This window comes from Nocardia sp. NPDC058666, assembly GCF_042714895.1.
GTDB lineage: Bacteria > Actinomycetota > Actinomycetes > Mycobacteriales > Mycobacteriaceae > Nocardia.
Window position 1 is genome coordinate 412,935 of record NZ_JBHXRY010000004.1, and the last position, 24,564, is coordinate 437,498.

A 24,564-nucleotide genomic window follows, 5' to 3' on the forward strand; every position below is an offset into this window, starting at 1 on the left:
CACTGCGCCGACGTCGCACGATCACCCTGATATCTTGATCATTTCGATACACAGACCGGGCCAGTTGCCTGTCCGTTTCATCCTGATTACGAATCGGTTCGGCGCGTCGCGGAGACGGTCGCCACATCACGTGCTGTTGCCCCGGTGGATATGATCGCTGCGGCCGAGGCGGGCACGCTCGGGCGACCACGGGAAGTAGGGTGTGCATGAACCACGCTGAGCACGACGAATCCATCGGGTCGATGCTGGCCGGTATCGCCACGGCGCTGCGCGAAGTCAGCGACAAACTCGATATCGTCGCCGCGCGGGTGCAACAGGACGTGCCCACCTTCCCCTCAGACGAGGATCTGCCCGACAAGACCCGGATCCACCGGCTGGAATCCTGGGCATTCCATGCGTCACAGGACATTTCACGCCTGAGCTCCCGGCTGGACGCGCTCGACGGGGGTGACAGCGACCCGGCGCGGCCGGTGCGGGGCACGCGCAGCCGTCGCGAGGTCCGGGAAGCCGCGGAGGCGGCCGAACGGGCCGCCGACGGGTTCGATGACGCCGAACCCTTACTGCCGCAGCAGGATCGCGATGCGCAGGGTTTACGGCCGCCGCTCGAACGGCGGCACTCCCCCGCCAAGCCGAGCACCGATCACCTCGGTGACCCCACCGCACTGGGCGCTACGCCGATGGCCCGGGGCGTGGCCGAGGGTGGGTCGCCGTTCGGGCAGCCGATTCCGATGGACACCGAATCGTTGATCGCGGTGGGGCGCAACGGGAACGGGCTGCCGGGCGCGGGTCATCGTCCGGTGCGGCTCAGTGAGGGTGCGACGGTCGATGATGAGGTGGGGTCCGCGCCGGTACGCACGGTGTCGAACGGGACCGGGTCGACCGATGGAGATGCGGCGAGGGGTTCGGTACGCACCGGGACCGCCGCGAACGGGACCGCGTCGAAGAACGAGGCGGCGGTCGGCACGGTCCGCACCGGGACGGCGTCGAACGAGGCAGTGTCGCGCCTGGCGGGTGACATCGCGACGCCGCGCAACGGTACTGCGGTGCCCGCGGTGATCGGGACGGTGGTGCCTGCATCGGAGGCCGACAGCCGGAAGTCGGAGGGCGATACCTCGCTGCCCGGCAGCGTTGACGTTGCTGCGAATGTCGCGACGGCGCTGACCGGCGGCCGTGCGGTCGACTCGCCAGTCGAGACGGCGCTGACCAGTGATACCGGCGTCTCGCTGCCGGTCGAGGACCAGACCACTACCGCTGCGCAGCCGACTGTGAGCGCTGATGTCGGTATCGAGCGGGCTCGACCGGTCAAGAAGCCGGCGGTGAGTTCGCCCGATCTGGTGCTTGATGTGCCGCTGCCGGAAGGGTTGTCCAACAACGGGAATGGTGCGGCACGGCTCGCGGTGACCGATATCGCCCACGCCGAGAGTGGGCGTCTGCCGTCGGCGCCGATGACGGTGCGGCCGTCGGAACCGCCTGCGGGATCAACGACCGGCGATCGCTCCGAGGAAGAGTCGAAAGCTGATGCCGCCAACGGATTCGGGCAATTCCCCCACACGGCACCGAAGAACACCCTGTCCAACGGAACTCCCGCCCGGCTGAGTACGTCCGACGACGTTTCCCCCACGGGCACCACCAGCAACGGGATCCGCTGGTCGTTCTCCGATGACACGGCGACCACTTCCCCGCCGCAGGATCGAAACGGTCTCGCGCGCAACGGTTTCACCACCGATTCCGCGCGCCGATCGGACACGCTGTTCGGCGACTTCACGCCGCGGGAACGACTGACCACCGGCTCCGAGGATTCCGCGCCCGCCGTGTCCGTCGCGCCCGCCCGCCTGACCCCTCCGTCGAACCCAGCTCCGGCGGATCCGACCAGCTCCGATCTCCCGGACGGCACCGGCATACGCGCCGACCACAATGGCACAGCCCGCACCGACAACACGACTGTCACTCACGACGCAACGCTCACCAACAACGCGGCGCGAACGAACTACGCACCGCTCACCACCAACACGTCGCCCGGGAATCACGATCGCCCGTCCGCGGGCTTCGATCCCCCGACCCTCGACCTGCCGGTCGGCCGTGACCTGTCGAAGAACACCCCGCGCAGCCCTGAACCCCCAGCCGCCGACCCGGCCCCGCCCACCGCCACCGACGCCGCCGGAATCACCGTGACCGGCACCTACCGCGCCTTCGACATCGAACGCGCCCACGTGGACAAGCTGCAGGCCATGCTCGACGAGCTGAAGCGCTCGGCGGGACTACCGCCGGGGCGTCGCGACGTGTTCGGACCACCGACGCCGGAACGCGGCTAGGGCCGCGCCCTCGACAGGCGAACTCAGGCGGGCGTAGCCAGCTGAACGAGGCCGGGGTCCACGTCGGGTTTCGGTGGTTCGCGCAAAACCACCCCGATCAGGTCGCGCAGCGCCGCGTGGCCTGTGTCAGCGGTGTTGCGTGGATGCCAGGCCATCGCGACGACGGGCGCGGGTAGCGGGAGCGGGATCTCGAACATGGCCAGGCCGAGTGCTTCGCGGGCGGATTCTGAGAGCAGTTCCGGTGCGGGACAGACCAATTCGGTGGAGGCGAGAGTGAGCAGGGCCGTGGGCAGGTCGGGGACGGTGGCGACTACTCGGCGGGTGCGGCCGTGGAGGGCGAGGCGGTCGTCGATGGGGCTGTGGGTGCGGCCGGTGGGGGAAACTTCCAGGTGTCGGGCCGAGGCGTAGGCGGCGACGGTGGGGCGGGTGGTGGCGAAGGGGTGGTCGGGGGCGGCTACGCCGATCCAGCGGTCGGTGAACAGGCGTTTGACCACGGTTTCGGGGTCGGTCTTGCCGATCATGCCGACTTCCACGTCTACTCGGCCGTCGCGTAGGGCGACCGCACCGTCGGCGGGGTCGGCGGCCAGCAAGCGCACCGTCACCCCTGGTAATTGTGCGTGGACCGCGGCCAGCAGCGGGCCCGACAGTCGCGCACCCACCGAATCACCCACGCGGACAACGAAATCGCGGTGTCGGCCGGTGCCGTTGCCTTCGCGCGCGGTGAGCAGCGACCGGCCCTGGTCGACCAGGCTCGCCACGTCGTGACGCAACGCGAGCGCGCGCGGTGTGGGCACCATCTGTCTGCCCGAGCGCACCAGCAGCGGGTCACCCAGCACGTCGCGTAACCGGGTGAGGGTGCGGCTCATCGCCGAGGTCGAGGTGTGCAGTCGCCGGGCCGCCTCGGTCACGCTGTTGGTGTCCAGCAGCGCGTCGAGAGCGAGCAGTAGGTTCAGATCCAGCGCGTCCACGCGAGGATTATGACCAACACACCGATCGCCGCCAAGCGAGGCCGACGGCGATCCGGCGTGTCGGCTATCGGTCCGCTACGGCGGCGGTGGCCGGGGCGACCGGAGCCGCCACCGCGTGATTGCGCAGCACCCCGCGGTACGAGGTGGGCCGCAGGGGCCGCACCCACTGCGCCAGCCGTGACGTCAACGGCAACGGTGTGCCGAGGTCGTCGAGCATCTCGTCGACATTGGCCAGCGAGAACGGGATCACCGAGGCACCGTGAGCGTGCTTGCCGTCGCTGCGTTCGCGCGACCACGACAGTCGCTCGTCGATCTCGGTGTCCATCAGTTCGGGCATCGGCGGCACGAACTTGCCCGTGAGCAGGCCGGCGATCCACTGCGCGCCCACCTCGGCGCTCAGCGCACTGGCGGTGGAACTGTTGTAACCGGCGAAGCTCAGGTTGGGCACGTGGACCGGCAGGATGTGCCGGTACAGGCGGAAGTCACCCACCTCGTCGGTCAGTGCGCGCCGCACGAACGGTGTCAGGAACGGGACTTCCTGACGGTATCCGGTGGCGCAGATGACCAGTTCGGCCAGCTTCAGGCTGCCGTCGGCCAACCGCACCGCGGGCCCGTGTTGCCCGCCGATGAGTTCGACGATCTCGGTGTCGCGATGCACGGCGATCCGGCCCGCCTCGACCTGCTCGACGAAACCTTCGGTGGCCAGGGCCGCGCCCGCGGTGGCCATCTCCGAGATCGACCCGGTGGGTACCAGGTCGTGCTCGCGCAGCCGCAGCTTGCGCGTGACGCGTTCCTGCAGCAGGTCCATGTTCGACTGGCGAAACGCCAGACGCTCGAGCAGCCGTTCGGCCAGGCGCGGGAAGCGGGACGCGAAATGCGCCTCGCCCATGCGCGTGAGCAGCAACCGTTCGTAGTCGACACCGAAGCCCAGCTTGCGCGGCATCTTCCAGGTGAGTCGGCGGGCCACCACGGTGGTCTCGTCGGCGATATGGCTGACCGCCTCGGCGACATCGCACGCGGACTTGCCGTAGCCCAGCACCACCACCGACCGGTCGCGCGCGTGTTCGACATCGTGGAATTGCGAGACGTGGCACAGCCGCCCGCCCGCGGCGCGGAAGGCCGCGGCGCCGGGCAGGTCGGGCAGCACCGGGTCGCTGAACACACCGTTGGCCACGATCAGGTGATCGCAGGTGGCTCGGTGCACGCCGTCGCGGTCGCGGACCTCGAGCAACCAGCCGCTGTCGACCGGGTCGGCCGCCAACACCTCGGTGCCCAGGCGCAGGTGCGGGCCCAAGCCGAACTGTTGCGCGTATCCGGCCAGGTAGGCCTGCATCTGCTGACCGTCGGGCCAGCGGGGGAAGTCTTCGGGCATCGGGTGATCGCTGAAGGCGTACGTGGTCTTGCTGTTCTGCGCGCGCAGTCCGGGATACCGGCGGGTGGCACTCCACACACCGCCGACGTCAGGGGCGCGGTCGAAGACTTCGACCGGGAACCCCGCCTGGCTCAATACCTTCGCGCAGGCCAAACCTGCCACTCCCGCACCGACGATCCCGATGCGGCTACCGCTCGTCATGCGACGCAGACTACTCGGACATATGGCACCGGGGCTACCGACCGGAACTGGTAGGACCCACAACGCTGCGTGCTGTACTGGAAGCATGACCAACACTTCCGTTGTCGTGGATCGGGCCGGGCTGTGGGACGCCGAGGCCCTCAGCGACGTCGCCGCGGCGACCTTTCCGCTGGCCTGTCCGCCCGAGGTGACCCCGTCCGACATCGAGATCTTCCTCGAGCAGGTGCTGTCGGGCGAACGCTTCGGCGAGTACCTGTCCGATCCGGCCAGGACCGTGCTCAAGGCGGTCGAAGGTGACGAGATCGTCGGCTACGCCATGCTCATCGCGGGCAGGCCCGCCGACCCCGACGTGGCCGCGCAGGTCAGCGCGGGCGAGGTGGTGGAGCTGAACAAGATGTATGTGCTGCCCGGCCATCACGGCAGCGGGGTCGCGGCGGCGTTGATGGCGGCCTCGGTCGACACCGCGCGGGCTTCGGGCGCGGGAACGGTGTGGTTGGGGGTCAACCAGGCCAACGAGCGGGCGCAGAAGTTCTACGGCAAGCACGGCTTCCGGCAGGTGGGCACCAAGACGTTCCTGGTCGGCAGCCAGCTGCATTCCGATTTCGTGTTCGAACGCGCACTGTAGAACTACTACGCGGCGGTCCCAGTCGCGGGACCGCCGCGAAAAGGCTTATGCCGCAGCAGCTTCGAAACGCGAGAGGGCCAGCAGGCGCGAGATCGCGCGCAGGTACTTCTTGCGGTAGCCGCCGTCCAGCATCTCCTGCGAGAAGATCTGGTCCAGCTTCACACCCGAGACCGTGACCGGGATGCTCGCGTCGTAGAGACGGTCGGCCAGCACGACCACGCGCAGCGCGACGGCCTGGTCGGTGACGGTGTGCACGTCGGAGATGTACACCGACGCCACGCCCTGGATCAGCGCACCGAACTTGGACGGGTGCAGGGTGCTCAGGTGCTTCAGCAGCACGTCGAACTCGTCGAGCGTGGAACCGGGGGTGGCCGCGGCACGTTCGACCAGCAGCTGCGTCGAGGTGGGTTCCGGGGCGGGCGGCAGGTCGCGGTGCCGGTAGTCGGGGCCGTCCACGCGCACCGGATCGAAGATCGAACCGAGTTTCTTGATCTCGCGCAGGAAGTCCGAGGCCGCGAAACGGCCTTCGCCCAGCTGACCGGGCAGGGTGTTCGAGGTCGCCACGATGGAGACACCGCGCGCGGACAGTTCGGTGAGCAGGCGCGAGACCAGCATCGTGTCGCCGGGATCGTCGAGTTCGAACTCGTCGATGCACAGCACACTGTTGGCCGACAGGCGCTCCACGGCGTTGTTGAAGCCCAGCGCGCCGACCAGGTTGGTGACCTCGCCGAAGGTGCCGAACGACTTGGGCGCGGGCGAACTGTGGAAGATCGAGGCGAGCAGGTGGGTCTTGCCCACACCGAAACCGCCGTCGAGATACAGGCCCGCGCCGGACACGGCCTTCTTCTTGCCGAACAGGCTCTTCTTGGAGGCGGCCTTGTGGATTTTCGCCACCTGACCTGCGAAAGCCTCGGCCTTGGCGACCGCAGCGGCTTGGCTGGGCTCGTTGGGGTCGGGGATGTAGGAGGCGAAGCTGACCTCGTCGAACATGGGCGGGGGCACCATCTGCGCGACTAGTTGGTCGGCCGGGACCTCCGGATGGCGATCGACAAGGCGTTCTTGCATTCACAAATCGTACGGACGTGGTTGCATCGATCCCTATGCAGCGTATCCACAATGTGACCCAGCTCGCAGATCTCGACGACGACGCACTGGCCAGGTGCTATGCCTATCCGCGGCATCTGGACGGGCCGTGGGTGCGGGCCAACTTCGTCAGCAGCATCGACGGGGCGTTCACCGTCGACGGGGTGTCGGCGGGGTTGGGGACCGCGGCCGACAAGCGGGTGTTCACGGTGCTGCGCGAACTGGCCGACGTGGTCGTCATCGGCGCGGGCACCCTGCGGGCGGAGAACTACGGCGGCGCGCACCCCGACCGGCAACGCCGCATCACCCACCACCAGCACGGCATCGGCGGTCATCCCGAAGGCGCCCCGCCGCCGATCGCGGTCGTCACCGCCACCGCCAAGCTCGATCCGGGCGCGAAGTTCTTCGTCGACGCGCAGGTACCGCCGCTGATCATCACCACCACCCAGGCCGACCCCGCGCAGATCACCGCGCTCGAGGACGCGGGCGCGGTGGTGGTGATCGCCGGGACGGCCGCGATCATGCCCGCCGCACTGATCCGGGTGTTCGCGCAACGCGGTTTACACCGGGTGCTGTGCGAAGGCGGACCGCATCTGTTCGGGCAGCTGGCCGAGGCCGGTCTGGTCGACGAACTGTGCCTGACCACCGCCCCGATGCTGGTGGGAGGCACGGGCGGGCGAATCTCGCTGTCGGCGAGCACATTCGACCTGCCCATGGCACGCAAGCAACTGCTGCTCGACGACGACGGCACCGTGCTGGCCCGCTGGGCCCGTCGATGAAACCTGGCGCCGAACCTGGCAGTGTGTAGCGCATGCGTTGGACTCGGGCCGCGGTAATCGCCGCGACACTGTCGATCATGCTCGCGGGCTGTGGGGCCGGCCCTTCCGATCGGCCGGTTGTCGCCGTCGAGCGGCCCGGCGCCGGCGGGGGCGCGACCGAGGAACCCGCGGTGCCGGATCTGGCCAAGGCCGAGGTCCCCGCCACCGATCTGGCCTGGCGCGATTGCACCGAGGCCACGGTGAGTTCGCTGGACTTCGGTGCCGCCCCCGCGGGCCTTGTCCTGGAGTGCGCGGAGTTCTCGACCCCGATCGACACCGCGGGCACCGTGATCGGCACCTTCCGCGCCGGTGCCCTGCGCGCCCGGTTGCCGCAGACGCCCGCCGACGCGGCACCGCTGGTGCTCACCTCCGGTTCGGACCGCTCGTCGGCGTCGACGTTGGCCGGGCTGGCGATCGGGCCCAACAGCGCGTTGCTGGCCGCGCAGCCGATCGTGGCGGTGGATCGGCGCGGGATCGGCGCCTCGCAGCCCATCGACTGCATTCCCGCGCAGCTGCGCGCGGTGATGACCGACCTCGGCCAGACCGGCGTGGGCAACGCGGATCAGGTCGCCGCGGTGGCCGGGTTCAGCCAGGACGCCACCATCGCCTGCCGCGATTTCCTGCAGCCCTACGAGGGCACGTTCGACGCCCCGCACGCCGCCGACGACATCGAACAACTGCGCAAGCAGTGGCAGGTCGACAAGATCAACCTGCTCGGCGCGGGCAACGGCGCGAAGGTGGCCTTGAGCTACGCGCGCCGCTACGGCGACCACCTCGCCCGCCTGGTCCTCGACGCGCCCGAACCGGTCGGTGCCGACGCGACCACCATGGCCGAGGCGCGGGTGATCGGCGCGGAAGCGGCCGTGACCGCGTTCGCCCAGCGGTGCAAGGCCGCCAACTGTGCGCTGGGGGCCGACCCGCGCGCGGCGATCATCGCGCTGATGGACAAGGCCACCAACCGTGGACTGGGCGAGATCTCCGCCGCCGACCTGTCCACCGCGCTCACCGGATTCCTGTCCAGTCCGCGCGGGGACCAGGCCAACCGCGTCACCGCCATGGCCGACATCCTCGCCGCCGCCGACCGCGGCGACCGTGGACCGCTGACCGCGATGATCGGCCGCGAAGCCGCCGCGATCGGATCCGACGGCGAATTCGTGAACCGGTGCACCGACAGCCAGCAGCCGCCCACCCAGGACAAAGCGCGCGAACTCGCGCAGACCTGGGCGACCAAGTACCCGGTGTTCGGACGCAACGCGGCCGTCGGGCTGATGGTCTGCTCGGCCTGGCCGGTGTCCACCGCCGCGCCGCTGCCGACCGAACTCGCGCTGCCGGTGCTGGTGTTCGCCGGTGCGGCCGATCCGGTGGTCGGCGGGGCCGCGGCCTCGGTGACCGGTGCGCTCGGGTCCGCGGGGGCGGGGCACTCGACCATGACGTGGCAGGGGTGGGGGCATCCGGTGGTGGCCCACTCCGGGTGCGCGCAGAAAGCGGTCGTCGACTATCTCGCGGAGGCGAAACTGCCCGGCGACGGAGGGGCCTGCCCCGCCTGATCCGGGCACGACGTCAGCCTGATCGGGGTGCGGCGGCGGCTTGATCCGTGCGTGGCGGCGGCCTGATCCGGGCGTGGCGGCGGCCTGATCTGGGCGCGGCAACCAGCCGGTTTCGGCGCGTCGGACGGGTCCGGCCACACCATCACATCACGATCCGGTGTACCGTGCCCGAGTGTTGTTCCGACAGCTCGAGCCCCGTACCGCTCGCACCTCCACCGAGGTGATCAAGTTCGCCCTGTGGCCGTTCGCGGTCATGATGGTGCTGAACCGCGTCTTCATCAAGGCGATCAACGGGTTCGTCACCGACGACTACCGGCCGGTGTACAACGCGTCGTTCGCGTTCCTGAACGGCAAGCCGCTGTACACCGCCGACTTCTCGTCGGTGGACCCGCACTACCTCTACTACCCCAGCGGCACGCTGCTGATCGCGCCGGTGGCGATCATCGAATACGAACTGTCGCGCTGGCTGTTCATCGGGCTCAACGCGGCCGCGATCGTGCTCGCCTGGTACCTGATTCTTCGCCTGTTCAAGTTCGGGATCGGGTCGGTTGCCGCGCCCGCGCTGCTGCTGGCGATGTTCAGCTCCGAAACAGTGACCAATACGTTGGTCTTCACCAACGTCAACGGCTGCCTGCTGCTGGCCGAAATGCTGTTCATCACGCTGCTGCTGGCGCGTAAAGACCTCTGGGCCGGTGTGGCGCTGGGTTTGAGCATCGCGGTGAAACCGACGCTGGCGCCGTTGCTGTTGGTGGCGGCCGTTCGCGGCCAGTGGAAGGTCTTCATCACCGCGCTCGGTGTGCCGGTGGTGCTCACCGCGATCGCCTGGCCGCTGTCGGCGGACCCTGAGAAGTTCTTCACCCACGTGATGCCGTATCTGTCCGAGACTCGCGATTACTTCAACAGTTCGGTCGGTGGCAGCGGGCTCTACTACGGATTGCCGGACTGGCTGACGCTGCTGGTCAAGGTCTTGATGGCCGCCGTGGTGGCGGTGTCGCTGTGGCTGCTGTGGCGCTACTACCGCCACGACGAACTGTTCTTCGTCACCACGTTCTCCGGCGTGCTGCTCACCGCATGGTTCCTGCTGCCGTCGCTGGGCCAGATGTACTACTCGATGATGCTGTTCCCGTTCCTGATGACCGTGGTGCTGCGCAATTCCGTGCTGCGCAACTGGCCCGCGTGGCTGGCCATCTTCGGGTTCATGACCTACGACAAGTGGCTGTCGGACCGTTGGCAGGACATCGGCCGCAACCTCGAATACCTGCGAGTGACGTTCGGCTGGGGACTGCTGCTCATCGTGGTGTTCTGTGTACTGGGCGACCGGTATCTGGCCGCACGACGCGAGAACAGGCTGCAGTTCGGCATCGACCCGGCGTGGATGACCGACGCCCCCGATTCGCGCGACCGCACCGACGAGCCGGTGACCCCGCCCCCGGCCAAGATTCCGCCGCGGCCGCAGGCCCCGCGTGAGGACCGCGAGCCCGCACTCAAGTAGGCGTTTCCCGGCCGGTGACGCGCCCCTCACGGCGCGCACCGGCCGAAACCATTAGCGTGGAGCCATGAGTTCCGATACTTCGTTGCCCGCGCCGCGCATCCAGCTCACGCCGCAGCAATGGCGGGCGAAACTGGACCCCGAGGAATACGCCGTGCTGCGCGAGGCCGCCACCGAGCGCCCGTTCATCGGCGAATACACCGACACCAAGACCGACGGTGTCTACACCTGTCGCGCCTGCGACGCCGAATTGTTCCGCAGCACAGAGAAATTCGACTCGCACTGCGGGTGGCCGTCGTTCTTCGACCCCGCCGATTCCGACGCGGTGATCCTCAAACCCGACGACACCATCGGCATGCGCCGGGTCGAGGTGGTCTGCGCGAACTGCCACAGCCACCTCGGCCACGTCTTCGAAGGCGAGGGATACCCGACGCCTACCGATCAGCGGTACTGCATCAACTCGATTTCCTTGCGCCTCAAGCCTTCCGCCGAGTAGCGGTCACACCAGATCGCGCACGTCCCACACCCACACGCCGTCGACCTGCTTGCCCGGCATGCCGAGCAAGCCGTCCACGGTGCGGCGCATGGCATCGTCGTTGTGGCTGGGCGGTAGCACCAGCACATCGGCACCCCAGTAGCGCAGGTCGGCCATGGCCTGCGCGCGCCGAGCGTCGTCGATGACCGGAACGATATTGGTCTTGCGGACCAGCATGAGCAGAGTCGCGGTGGAGCGCGGGTCGGCGCCGTAACCGGACTCGCGGGTCTCACCGATCGGGCCAACGAAGTAGCCGCCCACCAGCGGGAAGGCGAAGTCGGCGTCGATCTGCCACCGCAGCGCGATGGCGTCGCCCGAGGTCGGCGGCGGCACGATCACCAGCGAGCCGCCCGAAATATACTGTCGCACAGTACCTTCGGCGAAGAAGGCGGGCGTTGCGGGGCGTTCGGTGACGGGCACCATGGTCGGTGCGAGGGGCAGCAGCGCGAACGCCATCGCGCCGAACCAGGCAACGGACCGACGTGTCACGCCGGAGGTTCGCACCGAGTCGATCACCCGCTGGGTGCACAGGACCAGGCCGATCGCGATGGCCGGAATGGCCACCATGGCCAACCGGGATTCGATCATCCCGTTCAGCGGCGGGATCCACCCGAAAGCCAGCCACGGCATCGGGATCATCGAATATTCGCCCTCGCGGAAGCGCAGCACGCCGTCGAACGACATCACGATGCCCATCGACAGCGCCGTGAACACCACCCCGACGACCGCGGCGGCCCGCACGATCCGCTCATGCCACAGGCGGTACACGACCACGGCCATCAGCAGCAGCAGCGGCCAACCGAAGTAGGTGTTCTCCTCGGTCGGATTGATGGCCACGTCCGGGCCCAACGAGAACATCGCGCCCGCCGATTCCGGCGAGAACTGGAACAGCGAAATGATGTCGTTGCCGACCCGGCCGGTCCCGACGAATCGATACGACTGCGGTCCGGCGAACTGCCACCACAACCCGAAACCGGTGAGCGTCAACGTGACCAGTGCCGCGAGCAGGATCGACGGGGCCGCCGCGCGCGCGGTGAACGCGATGGCGCGCAGGGTGCGCAGGTAGGCCAGCGCGAAGCCCGCGAAGCCGAGCGCGAAGATCAGCAGCGGCTCTTCCCCCAGCGTGAGCTGCAGCGCGACCAACAGCCCGAGCACGACCGCGGCGCGTGGCTGCCACACCGGTCCCGACCCGACGTTGTCCTCCGCGTACCGGGCCATTTTGATCACCCGCACCGCGATCAGCGGCAGCAACATCAGGAACACGAAGTTCGCGTGCCCGTTGGTGTGCGCGATCATCGCGGGGGCGAAACCGCAGAACGCACCGCCGACGGCCGCGGCGAACTTCGAGGACACCAGTTCGCGCGAGAACACCCAGTACCAGGCGAAGGCCGTGCCGAACAGGCCGAAGGTCAGGGCCGCCACGAAGGTCACGGTCGGCCCGAACAGCAGGGTGATCGGCGTGAAGGGGACACCCCAGCCGTACATGAGGGTGTTGGCCATCATGTTGATGCCGTCGGGGTAGTTCTGCAGCTGGGTGCTGAACGGGTTTTCCGAGTGGGTGAGGTTGTGCGCGGTGATCGCGTAGAACCACTCGTACAGCGTCTGATCCTGATCGCTCTTGCTCAGGTAACCGCTGCCGGTGTTGGACCACAGCCCGGCCAGCACGAACACCGCCAGCGACAGATAGGAACCCGCCACGACCAGGTCGGTGCGCGCGCGGCGCAGCCAGTGCGCCCGCGTGGGGCGCTGCTCGACCGTTTCCGGTTCGGCTCGATCGATGACTGCTACCGCGGAGCGATCCTGTTCGGACCGATCCGTTCCCCGCCCTATAACCACGCGCGTATCTCTCTAAACCTCAAAGCCACAATCGGCCCGCTCACGATACTCGAGGGGCGCCACCGCCGCGACTTCAGGCCAACGAGAAAGGCCCAGTCCACGACTGGGCCTTTCGGTGATCGGTCCGCTACGGCAGGGCGTTGACCAACTGTTCGACCTCCACGCGCGGCCCGGTGAAGAACGGCACCTCTTCGCGCACATGCAGTCGAGCCTCGGTGGCCCGCAGGTCACGCATCAAATCCACGATCCGGTGCAGTTCGGGCGCCTCGAACGCGAGCAGCCACTCGTAATCGCCCAGCGCCATCGAGGTCACCGTGTTGGCGCGCACGTCCGGGTAGCCGCGCGCGGCCTTGCCGTGGTCGGCGAGCATCTTGCGACGATCCTCGTCGGGCAGCAGGTACCACTCGTACGAACGCACGAACGGGTAGACGCAGATGTAGTTGCCCGGGTCCTCCCCCGCCAGGAACGCGGGAATGTGGCTCTTGTTGAACTCCGCGGGACGGTGCACCGCGACGTTGCTCCACACCGGCGCGCTGGCCCGGCCCAGTTCGGTGGTGCGACGGAAATCCGAGTACGCGGCCTGCAGATCCTCGACCCGCTCGGCATGGGTCCACAGCATGAAATCGGCGTCGGCCCGCAACCCCGCCACGTCGTAGATCCCGCGCAACACCACACCCTTGTCGGCGAGCCCGTCGAAGAACGCTTGCGCCTCCTTGATCGCCGCGGTGCGATCCTCACCGAGCAGCCCCGGCTGCACCTGGAACACCGAGAACATCAGGTAGCGAATGGTGGAATTGAGGGCCTGGTAGTCGAGTCGTGCCATGGATCTATGGTGCCACTGCGGGGTTTTCGACCACCGCTGGGGCCACATCCCGGCGCGGCCTGCTCGCCCGCCACGACGAGGATTCGTCACTGCCGAACATCGAGGTCACCGTCGTCACCTCACCGGCATGGATTTCGACGGGCCCCAGGTCGGGATCGAGGATCAGGGAAGGGGTGCTGTTCGTTTCACCGGTGATGGTCACAGCGGGCGATCATGCAACACCGCTATCGCCGGTGGTCGGTGACACGCCGCGGGATCGTCGGCGGGTTCGCCACTTGTCAGTTGATGTGCGACGCGAGCGCGGTGGCGATCCGGTCGGCTGCTGCGGTGCCCGAGGCAACACACGCCGGGACGCCGACGCCGTGGAGGTAGGCACCTGCCACCGCGAGGCCGTCGAGGGGTGCGAGGGCGGATTCGAGGGTGGCGATGCGGTCGGTGTGGCCGGGGGCGTATTGCGGGAGGCCGCCGGGCCAGCGTTGGACCACCGCCTCGAGGGGGGTGATCGGGATGCCGGTGACGGTGGTCAGGTCGGTGATCGCTGCGGCGATGAGTTCGTCGTCGGTCCACGACAGGGGTTTGTCGTCGCCGAGGCGGCCGAAGGAGGCGCGGACCAGGGCGACGTCGCGTTCGGCCAGGTGCGGCCATTTGCGGCTGGACAGGGTGAAAGCCTTGGCGCGCAAGGGTTCTCCGGTGGCTACGAGGATGCCGGAGTTGTCGGGTAGTGGGGTTTCGTGTGGCAGGGCCATGGCGACCAGTGCCGACGAGGACAGTTCGATGCCTGCCGCGGCTTCGGCTGCTTCCGGTGCCACGTAGTGCAGCAGGCGGGCAGCGACGGGCGCGGGCGTCGCGATGACGACGGCGTCGACGGCTCCCAGTGGATCGACCACCCAGCCTTTGAGACCGCGAGCAACTCGCGTGCCGGCCGTGGTCGTGATGAATCGGGCTGCCGACGCTTCGGACAGTGCGGCGAGCAGGGCTCCGTAACCGTCACGCAGTCCACCGAATACCGGGGCAGAGCTGGGCGCCGGCATTGCCGCCCTGACCGCCTCGGTGAGGCTGGACGCCCCCGCATCGAGTGCCTCGGCGAGGGTGGGTAGTGCGGCGCGGATGCCGATGGAAGCGCTGGTCCCCGCGTATACCCCGCCCAGCAACGGATCCACGCTGCGTTCGACTACCTGGCGGCCGAATCGTTCCCCCACCAGCGTCTGCACGTCGACGTCGGAGCCGGGCGCCCAGTCCATCGAGCGCTCCGCTTCGGCAGCCACCTGGGCGAGGGTCGCCTCGTCGACCAGCCCGCGCAGCGACTCGGCGTCGGGCGGAATCCCCATAAGCGTGCGCCCCGGCAACGGGTGCGCCGACCCTTGCGCCCAGATCAGCGGACGCTTCCCCGCGGGCCGCACCAACTGGCCGTCCAGACCGAGCTCACTCATCAACTCGAGCACTTCAGGCCTGCGCCCCACGAAGGCCTCGGCACCCAGATCCACTGGCTCCCCGGCCAATTCACCGGTGTGCAGCACCCCGCCGATCCGCCCGCTCTGCTCGAGCACGACGATGTCGACGCTGTTCCCCAGCCGCTGCCGCAACCGATAGGCCGCCACGAGCCCGCTGATTCCGCCACCGATAACCGCGATCCGCATCCCCCGACCGTAATCGCGCTCGCCGCCGACCGAAGACACCCACCCGCTCCGATGTCGGCTGGATCACCCGGCCTAATCGACCAAAACGGCTCGCTTCAGGCGGAAAATCGCGGTACGAGCACGCCGATTGGTCGATTACGCCGGTCAACCCGCACTCGACGGTCCGCGCTGGACGCACACCGGTCTCGAAATCCGACCGAGCGGCCGACAGACCGGCGTAATCACGCAAAACGGCTCCCAAAAATCAGAATTCTGATCGAAAAGGCACCGATTGCGTGATTACGCCGGACCGTCGGCGGTGTTCTACAGCGAGTGCACCAGTTCGACCAGCGCGGTCAGCACGCCGGGATCTGTTTCGGGGGGCACCCCGTGGCCCAGGTTGAAGATGTGGCCGGTCGCGCCGAGGGTGATCGCCTCGTCCGCTTCCCGCACGATCCGCCGCGTCTCCGCCTCGACCGCGTCGAAACCGGCGAACAGGATCGCGGGATCCAGGTTGCCCTGCAAGCCTTTTCCGGCCCCGACTCGACGAACGGCCTCGGTGAGCGGCACCCGCCAGTCGACACCGACCACGTCGGCACCGACTTCGCCCATCGCCCCGAGCAGTTCGCCCGTGCCGACACCGAAGTGAATACGCGGCACGCCCGCCGACGCCACCTCCGCGAATACCCGCTCCGAATGCGGCATCACGAACTCGCGGTAATCGGCCAGCGACAACGCGCCCGCCCAGGAGTCGAACAGCTGCACCGCGTCGACCCCGGCCGACAGCTGGGCCTGCAGGAAGGCGATGGTGATGTCGGTGAGGGCGCCGAGCAGGGCGTGCCAGGTCTTCGGGTCGGCGTGCATCATCGCCTTGGTGCGCTCGTGTTGCTTGCTCGGCCCGCCTTCCACCAGGTAGGAGGCCAGGGTGAACGGGGCGCCGGCGAAACCGATGAGCGGGGTATCGCCGAGTGCGTCGGTGAGCAGTCGCACGCCTTCGGTGACCGCGCCGACCTGTTCGGGGCGCAGTCGCGGCAGCGCGCGCACGTCCGCTTCGGTGCGAATCGGCGAGGCGATGACCGGGCCGACACCGGGGACGATGTCGAGGTCGACGCCCGCGGCCTTGAGGGGAACGACGATGTCGGAGAACAGGATTGCCGCGTCGACGTCGTGTCGGCGGATCGGCTGCATGGTGATCTCACACACCAGCTCCGGGTCGAAGCACGACTCGAGCATGCCGATGCCCTTGCGCAGTTCTCGGTACTCCGGCAGGGAGCGGCCGGCCTGGCGCATGAACCACACCGGGCGCCTGCTCGGCGTCGCGCCGGTGGCGGCGGCCAGGAAAGGGGCATCGGTCAACCGGCGGCGGGTGTAAGTGCTCATATCGCCGTTCATCCTAGGCGGCAAGCGCACACCCACCGATCGAAGGGCCTTCCGTCGCATATCGCGCATCGAACCGACCCCCAGAATGCGCTCTGCGCAACGCGACCCGCACGCAACGCGCAGGGCGGCGCGCCTCCAACGGCGCCGGGCACCCACGGTCTACCGTTGCCCCTCGTGACACCGCTCGACATCCGCGACGGCGCCGCACCGACTGGGGGGACTCCCCGCGAGCCTGCTTCTTTCCGGGCGGCGGTCGATGCGATGGGCACCGCAACAGTGCACCCCCGAATCGAGTTGGCGCCTATCCGTCCCCCGCAACGGTTGGCGCCGTTCTCCTATGCGCTCGGAGCGGAGGTCATCCACCCCGACACCCCCGTGGTGCCGATCGACTCCGAAGGCGACGCGTTCGGCAGGCTGATCCTGCTACACGACCCCGACGGCGACGAGGCCTGGCACGGTGTGTTCCGGCTGGTCGCCTACATCCAGGCCGATATCGACGCCGCGCTGGCCGCGGACCCCCTGCTCCCGGAGGTCGCGTGGAGCTGGCTGGTGGACTCGCTGGAATCGCGCGGCGAACCGTTCACCGCGCTGGGCGGCACGGTCACCGCGACCAGTTCGGTCCGGTACGGCGACATCGCGGGCCCACCGCGTGCCCACCAGCTCGAACTGCGCGCGTCGTGGACCGCGACCACCACCGAGATGCGCCGACACGTCGAGGCGTTTTGCGAGGTTCTGGCCTTCGCCGCCGGGTTGCCGCCCGCCGGGGTCACCCATTTACGACCGGAGTCCTATACCCGCACCGATCACCCTTGATCGCCACGTAGAGTTCACGTTTATGTCGGTCGCCGAGGAACCCACCGCAGCAGAGCCCCTGCTCGCCCCTGCTGAGGGGGTTCCACCTGTGCTGACCACCGCCGACGAGGTCGCCGCGGCCGCCAAGGCCATCGCCGCGGGTACCGGCCCACTGGCCGTCGACGCCGAACGCGCGTCCGGTTTCCGCTACTCGGCACGCGCGTATCTGATCCAGTTGCGCCGCGAAGGCGCCGGTTCGTTCCTCATCGACCCCATTCCGGTCACCGACGCCCTGGCGCCGCTGGCCGACGCGATCAACGGCCTCGAATGGGTTCTGCACTCCGCCGACCAGGACCTACCCGGCCTGGCCGAACTGGGTTTGCGCCCCGCCCGCCTGTTCGACACCGAACTGGGCGGTCGGATCGCCGGTTACGAACGGGTCGGCCTGGCCGCGATGGTCGAAAACCTGCTGGGCCGGTCGCTACGCAAGGGTCACGGCGCCGCCGACTGGTCCAGCCGCCCGCTGCCCGACGAATGGCTCAACTACGCCGCCCTCGACGTGGAACTGCTGCTGGAACTGCGCGACACCGTCGCCGCCGACCTCACCGACCAGGGCAAATTCGACTGGGCCGCCGAGGAATTCGAACACGTGCGCACCATGGACCCGCCCACCCCCAAAACCGACCGCTGGCGCCGCACCTCCGGCATCCACGCCCTGCGCCGCACCCGCCAACTGGCGATCGTGCGCGAACTGTGGACCACCCGCGACGACCTGGCCCGCGCCCGCGACGTCGCCCCCTCCCGCATCCTGCCCGACTCGGCCATCGTCGCCGCCGCCACCGGCGAACCCCGCACCATCGCCCAACTGCGCACCCTGCCCGTCTACGGCGGCCCCCGCCAACGCCGCTACTCCCGCGACTGGCTGGCCGCCGTCGAACGAGGCCGCACCCTCCCCGACAAAGAACTCCCCCCACTGACCCTGCCCTTCGACGGCCCTCCCCCGGTCAACCGCTGGGAACGCCGCGACCCCGTCGCCGCCGCCCGCCTCACCACCGCCCGCGGTGCCATGGGCGAACTGTCCGCCGAACATTCGATCCCGGTCGAAAACCTGCTCTCCCCCGATTTGGTACGTCGACTGTGCTGGGACGGGCTGCCCGACTACAAGAACGTCGGCACGCCTGAAGAACTGTCCGCGAGGATCGAAGCGTTCCTCCTCGCAGGAGGGGCACGCAATTGGCAACGCACCCTCGCGGTCCCTGCCTTGACCAAGGCACTGACGCCTTCGACCGAATAGGCGCTACGTAAACTGCGGCCCCAGAAGAACTTTCAGGTCTTCCAGAGCAGACAACTGATTGTCGGTCATCGAATTCCCCGAGGCTGCCAGCGATGCCATGAACGGCCCCTCCCCGCTGGCCTCCAGCTCGTACAGCACGTACGCCATATAGTCGGCATCGGGATCGTCGGCCCGCCGCCCGAGCTCCTCGAGCACCACCAAAATCCCGTCGAGCTCCCGACTCGCGGACAGCACTCTGGCCGCGTCGATCTCCGTGGTGACGATCTCGTCATCCAACAGTTCCCCCAGCCGGACCCACACGCGGTCGTCGTCGACGAGCTTCGCGAGGTCGGGAATCGAATAGATCCGGGTTGCCGCATCCGAACTGCGCGAGCGAGACAGAGCGTCGCCTATCGCCTTCTCCCGCTCCACGCTCACAATCCTTCCACGATCCAGATCGGCTCCGCTCCCCGACCAGTTCCCGGAAACCCTTCGCGCACAGCCGCATCTTCCGGAGTCCGGGATCCAGGGCCTGTCCCTGCTACACATGCAGTGTCATATCGGGACCGACACGGTGTCGTGGGCTCGGTTGGGGTGGTGGTCGAAGGTACTCGGATTCGGGTACCTACACCGAGGATTCGGCGGGGCTGGTCGAGCACGCCACCTGCCACGAGTGGCGTCATGACCTGGGCGAGATCGTGGGGGCGCTGCTCGGGGCCGGGCTCGTCATCGAGGGGTTGGTGGAAATGCCCTATATGGACTGGCCCGCGTTTCCCGATCTTGTTGCCTGCGAACAGGGTTGGACGCTGCCGGACGGGAAGCCGCGGATTCCGTTGAACTTCGCCGTGGTTTCCCGGCGGCCACGGGGATGAGCGGCGGGGTCAGTTCTCGTCGAGAACTTTCAGGATCTTGCGGGTCTTGTCGTCGCGGGCGGTGACGCCCTGCTCGTACTTCTGTTCGCCGTTGCCGTAGGCGGCGTCCACTTCCTTGATGACCATGCCCATCTTGGACTTGTCCGGCTCCCCGATTTCGAAGGTCATCTGCGAGCCGACGTTTTGCATCAGGTGCAGGATGCCCGCGGGACCGCCGCCCAGGTTCATGCCTTCGAAGGGGCCGACGGTGGCCCAGCGCAGACCGAGGGAGGCTTTGACCAGGTCGTCCAGGTCTTTGGCGTCGATGACGCCCTGCTGGACCAGGTAGATGGACTGGTCGTTGAAGACTTTTTGCAGGCGGTTGCCGACGAAACCGGGGATTTCGCGCTTCAACCGGATCGGGGTTTTGCCCAGGTCGCCATAGACCTGCATCGCGCGGTCCATGGCCATGGACGAGGTTTTCTCGCCGGGCACGACCTCGACCAGGGGCATGAGGTCGGCGGGGTTGAACGGGTGGCCGATCAGGATGCGGTCCGCGGCGGGGCTGCCCTTGGCGATCTCGGAGGGCAGCAGCGACGACGAGGACGAGGCGAGCACGACATCGCCCGCGGTCGCGTCGGCCAGCTCGGCGAAGAGCTTGTGCTTGAAATCGAGACGCTCGGGGCCCGCCTCCTGCACGTAGTCGGCGCCCTCGGCGGCCGCGCCCGCCTCCGGGTAGGCGGTGACCGACAGGCCCGACAGTTCGGACCGCACGATCTGGTCGAGGTCGGGCCTGGGGTCCGCCAGGGCGACGTCCCAGCCGCCGCGCGCGAACAACTTCGCCCACCCGATACCGATCACACCGGCACCGACGATCGCCACTTTCGCCATGAAATCTCCTCCGAGTCTGGAACCCGAGCGGACCGTTCATCAGCGAGGCTACGCGGAGCACAAGCTCGGCAATACCCGACACGCGGCGGGCAAGGTGCAGGTCAGCGGGCCTGCAGCCACCCGCCGATGCGCTGGGCGATGGCGTCGGGGGTGAGGCCGAGCTCGTCGAGGATCTCCCCGCGCGAGGCGTGATCCAGGAACTGTTGCGGCACACCGAGATCGCGGGTGGGCACGTCGAGGCCCGCGTCGCGCAGGCGCGCGGAGACCGTGGAACCGATGCCGCCGTGCAGGCCGCCGTCCTCGACGGTGACCACCAGGCGGTAGTTCTCGGCGAGCTTGACCAGGGTGTCCGACACCGGGATGACCCAGCGCGGGTCCACCACGGTGACCGAAATGCCTTGGGGCTCCAGCAGTTCGGCGACCTTCATGGCGGTGTCGGCGAACGGGCCCACGGCCACCATCAGGACGTCGCCGTGCTGGGACTGCGCGGAACCGGCGCTGGGCACGGCCAGGCGGAGCACGTCGAGACCGTCGAGGCGTTCCACGGCCGTGATGTCTTCGGCGACACTGCCTTTGGGGAAGCGCAGCACGGTCGGACCGTCGGAGATCGCCAGCGCTTCGGCCAGTTCCTCACGCAGGGTGGCACCGTCGCGGGGGGCGGCCACGCGGATGCCGGGGATGATGCCCAGCAGCGAGAAGTCCCACATGCCGTTGTGGCTGGCGCCGTCGGGGCCGGTCACGCCCGCGCGGTCCAGGACCACGGTGACGGGCTGCTTCAGCAGGGCCACGTCCATCAGCAGCTGGTCGAAGGCGCGGTTGAGGAAGGTGGCATAGATGGCGATCACCGGGTGCAGGCCGCCCAGCGCCAGACCGGCGGCGGATGCCATGCCGTGCTGTTCGGCGATGCCGACGTCGAACATGCGCTCGGGGAACCGTTCACCGAACGCGGCAAGGCCCGTGGGGCCGGGCATGGCGGCGGTGATGGCCACGATGTCGTCGCGGCGGGCGCCGTGTTCGATGAGCTCCTCGGAGAACACCGCGGTCCAGCCCTTGGCCTTCTTGCCCGCCAGCGGGCGGCCGGTGAGCGGGTCGATCGGGTCGCAGGCGTGCATCTGATCGGCGACGTGGTTCTCGGCGTGCTCGTAGCCGTTGCCCTTGCGGGTCACCACGTGCACAACGACCGGGCCACCGAAGTCCTTGGCGCGACGCAGGGCCGCTTCCAGGGCGACCAGGTCGTGGCCGTCGACCGGGCCGACGTACTTCATGCCCAGGTCGGAGAACAGTTCCTGCGGGCTCACCGCGTCTTTGATCCCGGCCTTGAGGGCGTGGACCATCGAGTAGGCCGAATCGCCCACGGCGGGAATGCTTTTCAGGATGCGTTTGCCTGCCACCAGCGCGTGCTCGTAGGCGGGCTGGGTGCGCAGGGCGGTCAGGCGGTCCGCGAGACCACCGATGGTGGGGGCGTAGGAGCGGCCGTTGTCGTTGACCACCACCACCACTGGACGATCGGGTGCGCCCGCGATGTTGTTGAGCGCCTCCCAGCACATGCCGCCGGTCAGCGCGCCGTCACCGACGATCGCGACCGGGGTGCGGTCCTGGTGGGTCAGCGCGAACGCCTTGGCCAGACCGTCGACATACGACAGCGCGGCCGAGGCGTGCGAGGACTCGACCCAGTCGTGCTCGCTCTCGGCGCGACTGGGGTAACCCGACAGCCCGTCGCGCGAACGCAGCGAGTCGAAACGATCCTTGCGGCCGGTGAGGATCTTGTGCACGTAGGCCTGATGACCGGTGTCGAAGATCAACGGATCCGCGGGCGAATCGAAGATCCGGTGCAGCGCGATGGTCAGCTCGACCACCCCGAGATTGGGGCCGAGATGGCCTCCGGTGGCGGCGACCTTCTGCACCAGGAACTCGCGGATCTCGCCCGCCAGTTCGCGCAGTTGCGGCACGCTCAGCCGGCGCAGATCTTCGGGTGAATCCACCCTCGACAGCACTCCCACCTGAACTCGCTCCCTCCGGACAACATTGTGATCCGCCCAGTGTATTTGCCCGCGTGACCGGTACCGGCTCGCGGGCCCTTCCCAGCGTGCACACAGGAAGGTCTACGGTCGCGCCGACGATACCGCCGGATGGCCGCTGAACAGCGCGCCCGAACAGAATTGGGCTGCGACCAAGGCTTACCTCACCGACCGTGCCGTTGTGAGGACTATCTCCCCGCGCGTCCGCGTCCGCCCCCACCGCGAAGCGACCTAAGGTGACGCTGTGACCCGACCGCACAGCACGCGCACGATCGACCCGGGTGTGGTGGCGGGCATGCTCGACGACGTGTACGCGGCCTGCCGCGACGACACCTCCGGCGCACCCGCGGACTACATCCCCGAACTCGCGGCGGTGTCCCCCGATGCGTTCGGGCTGTGCCTGGCCACCGCCGACGGCCTGGTCTACGAGGTCGGCGACACCGATGTCGGGTTCACCATCCAGTCCATCTCCAAGCCGTTCACCTACGCGCTGGCGCTGGCCGATCGCGGGGTGGACGGGGTGGCCCAGCACATCGACGTGGAGCCCTCGGGCGAACCGTTCAACGAGATCAGCCTCGAACCCACGACACAGCGGCCGAGCAATCCGATGATCAACTCGGGAGCGATCACCGCGGCGTCGTTGATCCGTGGACGCGATGCCGCCGACAAGTTCGAACGGGTGCGGCGCTGCTACTCCCGGTTCGCCGGGCGCGAACTGTCGATGAACTCCGCGGTCTACGAATCCGAGGCGCGCACCGGATATCGCAACCGGGCGATCGGGTACATGTTGCGGTCGGTGGGGGTGATCGACGTCGACCCCGACGAGGCGGTGGACCGGTACTTCCGGCAGTGTTCGATCGAGATCACCTGCGCCGACCTGGCCGTGATGGCGGCGACGCTGGCCGACAACGGGGTCAATCCGAGAACACGGGAGCGGGCGCTGTCGACCTCGCTGACCGAGCGGGTGCTCAGCGTGATGACCACCTGCGGGATGTACAACGCGGCGGGCGACTGGGTGACCACGGTCGGGTTGCCCGCCAAGAGCGGGGTCGGTGGCGGGATCATCGCGGTGCTGCCAGGGCAGATCGGGATCTCGGTGTATTCGCCGCGACTGGACGGGCAGGGCAACAGTGTGCGCGGGGTCGCTGCGTGCCGGGAGTTGTCGCGACGGCTGGAACTGCATTTCTGTCACGTGACCCGGTCCGCGCGCACCGCTATTCGCGCGGATTACTCGGTGGCACAACTGCCTTCGCGGTTGCGTCGCACACCCGAGGATGCTGCCGTGCTGGCGTCGCATGGCGACCGGGCGCGCGTGTACGAACTGCACGGCGACCTGCTGTTCGCCGGTGCCGAGCGGGCGGTGCGCGCGATCGAGGGCAAAGCCGACGAACTCGACGCGCTGGTGATCGATCTGCGCCGCGTCGGTGAGGTGAGTCAGGTGGCTCGCGAGATGGCCGACAAGCTGCAGGCCGAACTCGTGCGGCGCGGCACGCGGGTAGCGCTGGTGGATCCCGACGCCAAGCTCGGGCACGAGGTGTCCAGCCTGGACCCCGACGATCCGCGCGGGCGGGTGTTCATCGACCGGGACACCGCGACCGAATGGTGCGAGGACATCGTGTTGGACCGGCACCGGCCGCCCGGCCTGAATGCCTGCAAGTCCATCGACCTCGACGAACATCCGCTGCTGGCAAGCCTCGACCCGGCCGATCGGGACCGGCTCGCCGCCGATTTCGAGACGCGGACCTTCGCGCGCGGTGAGGTGATCGCCGAGCGTGGCGCGCAACGGTCGGGGCTGTATCTGATTCTGGACGGGCGGGTGCGGATGACGTTTCCCGGCACCGACGGGCGGGTGCATCGGCTGGTGACGTTGTCGTCGGGGATGTCGTTCGGCGAGATCCCGATGCTGGTCGGGGAAACGTTCGTCAACGATGTCGTCGCCGAGACCGAGGTGCGGGTGGCGGTGATGAGTCCGGCGGTGTTCGACGAACTCACCAGCGAACACCCGCAGCTGAAACTGGCTCTGCTGCAACGACTCGCGGCGGGGGCGTACGCGCAGATGGATGCCACCGTGCGGACCATTTCGGGCAATGCCGAGAACTACTGACGGAACCAGCCGCACGCGCGAGACGTTGGG

The 24,564-nt window shown here is 68.4% G+C and carries 20 protein-coding genes; 9 read left to right on the forward strand and 11 right to left on the reverse strand.

Annotation, left to right across the window (positions count from 1 at the left end):
* Positions 1–206: 206 nt before the first annotated feature.
* Positions 207–2,312 (forward strand): hypothetical protein, encoded by a 2,106-nt coding sequence (locus ACFWVD_RS13610; protein ID WP_379242372.1) that lies wholly within the window; start codon positions 207–209, stop codon positions 2,310–2,312.
* A gap of 23 nt (positions 2,313–2,335) precedes the next feature.
* Here the strand turns inward: ACFWVD_RS13610 and ACFWVD_RS13615 are convergent, their stop codons facing one another.
* Entirely contained in the window at positions 2,336–3,280 is a 945-nt protein-coding gene (locus ACFWVD_RS13615) for a LysR family transcriptional regulator (protein ID WP_379242374.1), read from the reverse strand.
* Between the two features lie 64 nt (positions 3,281–3,344).
* A complete protein-coding gene (locus ACFWVD_RS13620; protein WP_379242376.1) occupies positions 3,345–4,853 on the reverse strand; it encodes a flavin-containing monooxygenase in 1,509 nt (502 codons plus the stop codon).
* 85 nt (positions 4,854–4,938) lie between these two features.
* Between ACFWVD_RS13620 and ACFWVD_RS13625 the strand changes: the two genes are divergently transcribed.
* Positions 4,939–5,478 (forward strand): GNAT family N-acetyltransferase, encoded by a 540-nt coding sequence (locus ACFWVD_RS13625; protein ID WP_379242378.1) that lies wholly within the window; start codon positions 4,939–4,941, stop codon positions 5,476–5,478.
* Between the two features lie 45 nt (positions 5,479–5,523).
* On the opposite strand, the gene zapE is transcribed toward ACFWVD_RS13625, so the two are convergent.
* Positions 5,524–6,543, reverse strand: a complete 1,020-nt coding sequence (zapE, locus tag ACFWVD_RS13630) for a cell division protein ZapE (RefSeq protein ID WP_379242380.1) — start codon at positions 6,541–6,543, stop codon at positions 5,524–5,526.
* A 35-nt stretch (positions 6,544–6,578) separates the two neighbouring features.
* Here zapE and ACFWVD_RS13635 point away from each other — a divergent pair, with 35 nt between their 5' ends.
* The 4 genes from ACFWVD_RS13635 (at position 6,579) to msrB (ending at position 10,911) form a co-directional block, all read left to right on the forward strand.
* Positions 6,579–7,340 (forward strand): pyrimidine reductase family protein, encoded by a 762-nt coding sequence (locus ACFWVD_RS13635; protein ID WP_379242382.1) that lies wholly within the window; start codon positions 6,579–6,581, stop codon positions 7,338–7,340.
* 32 nt (positions 7,341–7,372) lie between these two features.
* Positions 7,373–8,926 carry an alpha/beta hydrolase gene (locus tag ACFWVD_RS13640; RefSeq protein ID WP_379242384.1) on the forward strand — a complete coding sequence of 518 codons (1,554 nt, stop codon included), beginning with the start codon at positions 7,373–7,375 and terminating at the stop codon, positions 8,924–8,926.
* A gap of 172 nt (positions 8,927–9,098) precedes the next feature.
* Positions 9,099–10,418: a glycosyltransferase family 87 protein gene (locus ACFWVD_RS13645; RefSeq protein ID WP_379242386.1), complete on the forward strand. Its 1,320-nt coding sequence runs from the start codon at positions 9,099–9,101 to the stop codon at positions 10,416–10,418.
* 64 nt (positions 10,419–10,482) lie between these two features.
* Complete coding sequence (gene msrB, locus ACFWVD_RS13650) at positions 10,483–10,911, forward strand: peptide-methionine (R)-S-oxide reductase MsrB (RefSeq protein WP_379242388.1); 429 nt, start codon at positions 10,483–10,485, stop codon at positions 10,909–10,911.
* 3 nt (positions 10,912–10,914) lie between these two features.
* On the opposite strand, the gene ACFWVD_RS13655 is transcribed toward msrB, so the two are convergent.
* The 5 genes from ACFWVD_RS13655 to hemE all read right to left on the reverse strand — a co-directional run bounded on the left by ACFWVD_RS13655 (position 10,915) and on the right by hemE (position 16,605).
* Complete coding sequence (locus tag ACFWVD_RS13655; RefSeq protein WP_379242390.1) at positions 10,915–12,786, reverse strand: glycosyl transferase; 1,872 nt, start codon at positions 12,784–12,786, stop codon at positions 10,915–10,917.
* Positions 12,787–12,913: 127 nt separating this feature from the next.
* On the reverse strand, positions 12,914–13,609 hold the full coding sequence (gene hemQ, locus ACFWVD_RS13660; RefSeq protein ID WP_379242392.1) for a hydrogen peroxide-dependent heme synthase: 696 nt from the start codon (positions 13,607–13,609) through the stop codon (positions 12,914–12,916).
* A gap of 4 nt (positions 13,610–13,613) precedes the next feature.
* A complete protein-coding gene (locus tag ACFWVD_RS13665; RefSeq protein ID WP_379242394.1) occupies positions 13,614–13,811 on the reverse strand; it encodes a hypothetical protein in 198 nt (65 codons plus the stop codon).
* A gap of 76 nt (positions 13,812–13,887) precedes the next feature.
* Positions 13,888–15,246 carry a protoporphyrinogen oxidase gene (locus tag ACFWVD_RS13670; RefSeq protein ID WP_379242396.1) on the reverse strand — a complete coding sequence of 453 codons (1,359 nt, stop codon included), beginning with the start codon at positions 15,244–15,246 and terminating at the stop codon, positions 13,888–13,890.
* Positions 15,247–15,549: 303 nt separating this feature from the next.
* Positions 15,550–16,605 carry a uroporphyrinogen decarboxylase gene (hemE, locus tag ACFWVD_RS13675; protein WP_379242398.1) on the reverse strand — a complete coding sequence of 352 codons (1,056 nt, stop codon included), beginning with the start codon at positions 16,603–16,605 and terminating at the stop codon, positions 15,550–15,552.
* A gap of 261 nt (positions 16,606–16,866) precedes the next feature.
* Between hemE and ACFWVD_RS13680 the strand changes: the two genes are divergently transcribed.
* Positions 16,867–17,418: a DUF3000 domain-containing protein gene (locus ACFWVD_RS13680; protein ID WP_379242514.1), complete on the forward strand. Its 552-nt coding sequence runs from the start codon at positions 16,867–16,869 to the stop codon at positions 17,416–17,418.
* A gap of 22 nt (positions 17,419–17,440) precedes the next feature.
* On the forward strand, positions 17,441–18,691 hold the full coding sequence (locus ACFWVD_RS13685; RefSeq protein WP_379242400.1) for an HRDC domain-containing protein: 1,251 nt from the start codon (positions 17,441–17,443) through the stop codon (positions 18,689–18,691).
* Positions 18,692–18,694: 3 nt separating this feature from the next.
* Here ACFWVD_RS13685 and ACFWVD_RS13690 read toward each other — a convergent pair whose 3' ends face one another.
* The 3 genes from ACFWVD_RS13690 to dxs form a co-directional block, all read right to left on the reverse strand.
* Positions 18,695–19,102, reverse strand: a complete 408-nt coding sequence (locus ACFWVD_RS13690; protein WP_379242402.1) for a hypothetical protein — start codon at positions 19,100–19,102, stop codon at positions 18,695–18,697.
* Between the two features lie 449 nt (positions 19,103–19,551).
* The gene (locus tag ACFWVD_RS13695; RefSeq protein WP_379242404.1) at positions 19,552–20,412 is read right to left on the reverse strand and encodes a 3-hydroxyacyl-CoA dehydrogenase NAD-binding domain-containing protein; all 861 of its coding nucleotides are present in this window, start codon (positions 20,410–20,412) and stop codon (positions 19,552–19,554) included.
* Positions 20,413–20,513: 101 nt separating this feature from the next.
* Positions 20,514–22,412: a 1-deoxy-D-xylulose-5-phosphate synthase gene (dxs, locus tag ACFWVD_RS13700; RefSeq protein WP_379242406.1), complete on the reverse strand. Its 1,899-nt coding sequence runs from the start codon at positions 22,410–22,412 to the stop codon at positions 20,514–20,516.
* A 313-nt stretch (positions 22,413–22,725) separates the two neighbouring features.
* Between dxs and glsA the strand changes: the two genes are divergently transcribed.
* Positions 22,726–24,534, forward strand: a complete 1,809-nt coding sequence (gene glsA, locus ACFWVD_RS13705) for a glutaminase A (protein ID WP_379242516.1) — start codon at positions 22,726–22,728, stop codon at positions 24,532–24,534.
* Positions 24,535–24,564: the final 30 nt, after the last annotated feature.

Excerpts from the sequence above, each read along its gene's own strand:
- ACFWVD_RS13625 (WP_379242378.1), top strand. The coding sequence starts at position 4,939 with ATGACCAACACTTCCGTTGTCGTGGATCGGGCCGGGCTGTGGGACGCC.
- ACFWVD_RS13670 (WP_379242396.1), bottom strand. The coding sequence starts at position 15,246 with ATGCGGATCGCGGTTATCGGTGGCGGAATCAGCGGGCTCGTGGCGGCC.
- ACFWVD_RS13635 (WP_379242382.1), top strand. The coding sequence starts at position 6,579 with ATGCAGCGTATCCACAATGTGACCCAGCTCGCAGATCTCGACGACGAC.
- hemE (WP_379242398.1), bottom strand. The coding sequence starts at position 16,605 with ATGAGCACTTACACCCGCCGCCGGTTGACCGATGCCCCTTTCCTGGCC.
- hemQ (WP_379242392.1), bottom strand. The coding sequence starts at position 13,609 with ATGGCACGACTCGACTACCAGGCCCTCAATTCCACCATTCGCTACCTG.
- ACFWVD_RS13620 (WP_379242376.1), bottom strand. The coding sequence starts at position 4,853 with ATGACGAGCGGTAGCCGCATCGGGATCGTCGGTGCGGGAGTGGCAGGT.
- ACFWVD_RS13680 (WP_379242514.1), top strand. The coding sequence starts at position 16,867 with ATGGGCACCGCAACAGTGCACCCCCGAATCGAGTTGGCGCCTATCCGT.
- ACFWVD_RS13610 (WP_379242372.1), top strand. The coding sequence starts at position 207 with ATGAACCACGCTGAGCACGACGAATCCATCGGGTCGATGCTGGCCGGT.
- glsA (WP_379242516.1), top strand. The coding sequence starts at position 22,726 with ATGCTCGACGACGTGTACGCGGCCTGCCGCGACGACACCTCCGGCGCA.
- zapE (WP_379242380.1), bottom strand. The coding sequence starts at position 6,543 with ATGCAAGAACGCCTTGTCGATCGCCATCCGGAGGTCCCGGCCGACCAA.
- ACFWVD_RS13640 (WP_379242384.1), top strand. The coding sequence starts at position 7,373 with ATGCGTTGGACTCGGGCCGCGGTAATCGCCGCGACACTGTCGATCATG.
- msrB (WP_379242388.1), top strand. The coding sequence starts at position 10,483 with ATGAGTTCCGATACTTCGTTGCCCGCGCCGCGCATCCAGCTCACGCCG.
- ACFWVD_RS13685 (WP_379242400.1), top strand. The coding sequence starts at position 17,441 with ATGTCGGTCGCCGAGGAACCCACCGCAGCAGAGCCCCTGCTCGCCCCT.
- ACFWVD_RS13695 (WP_379242404.1), bottom strand. The coding sequence starts at position 20,412 with ATGGCGAAAGTGGCGATCGTCGGTGCCGGTGTGATCGGTATCGGGTGG.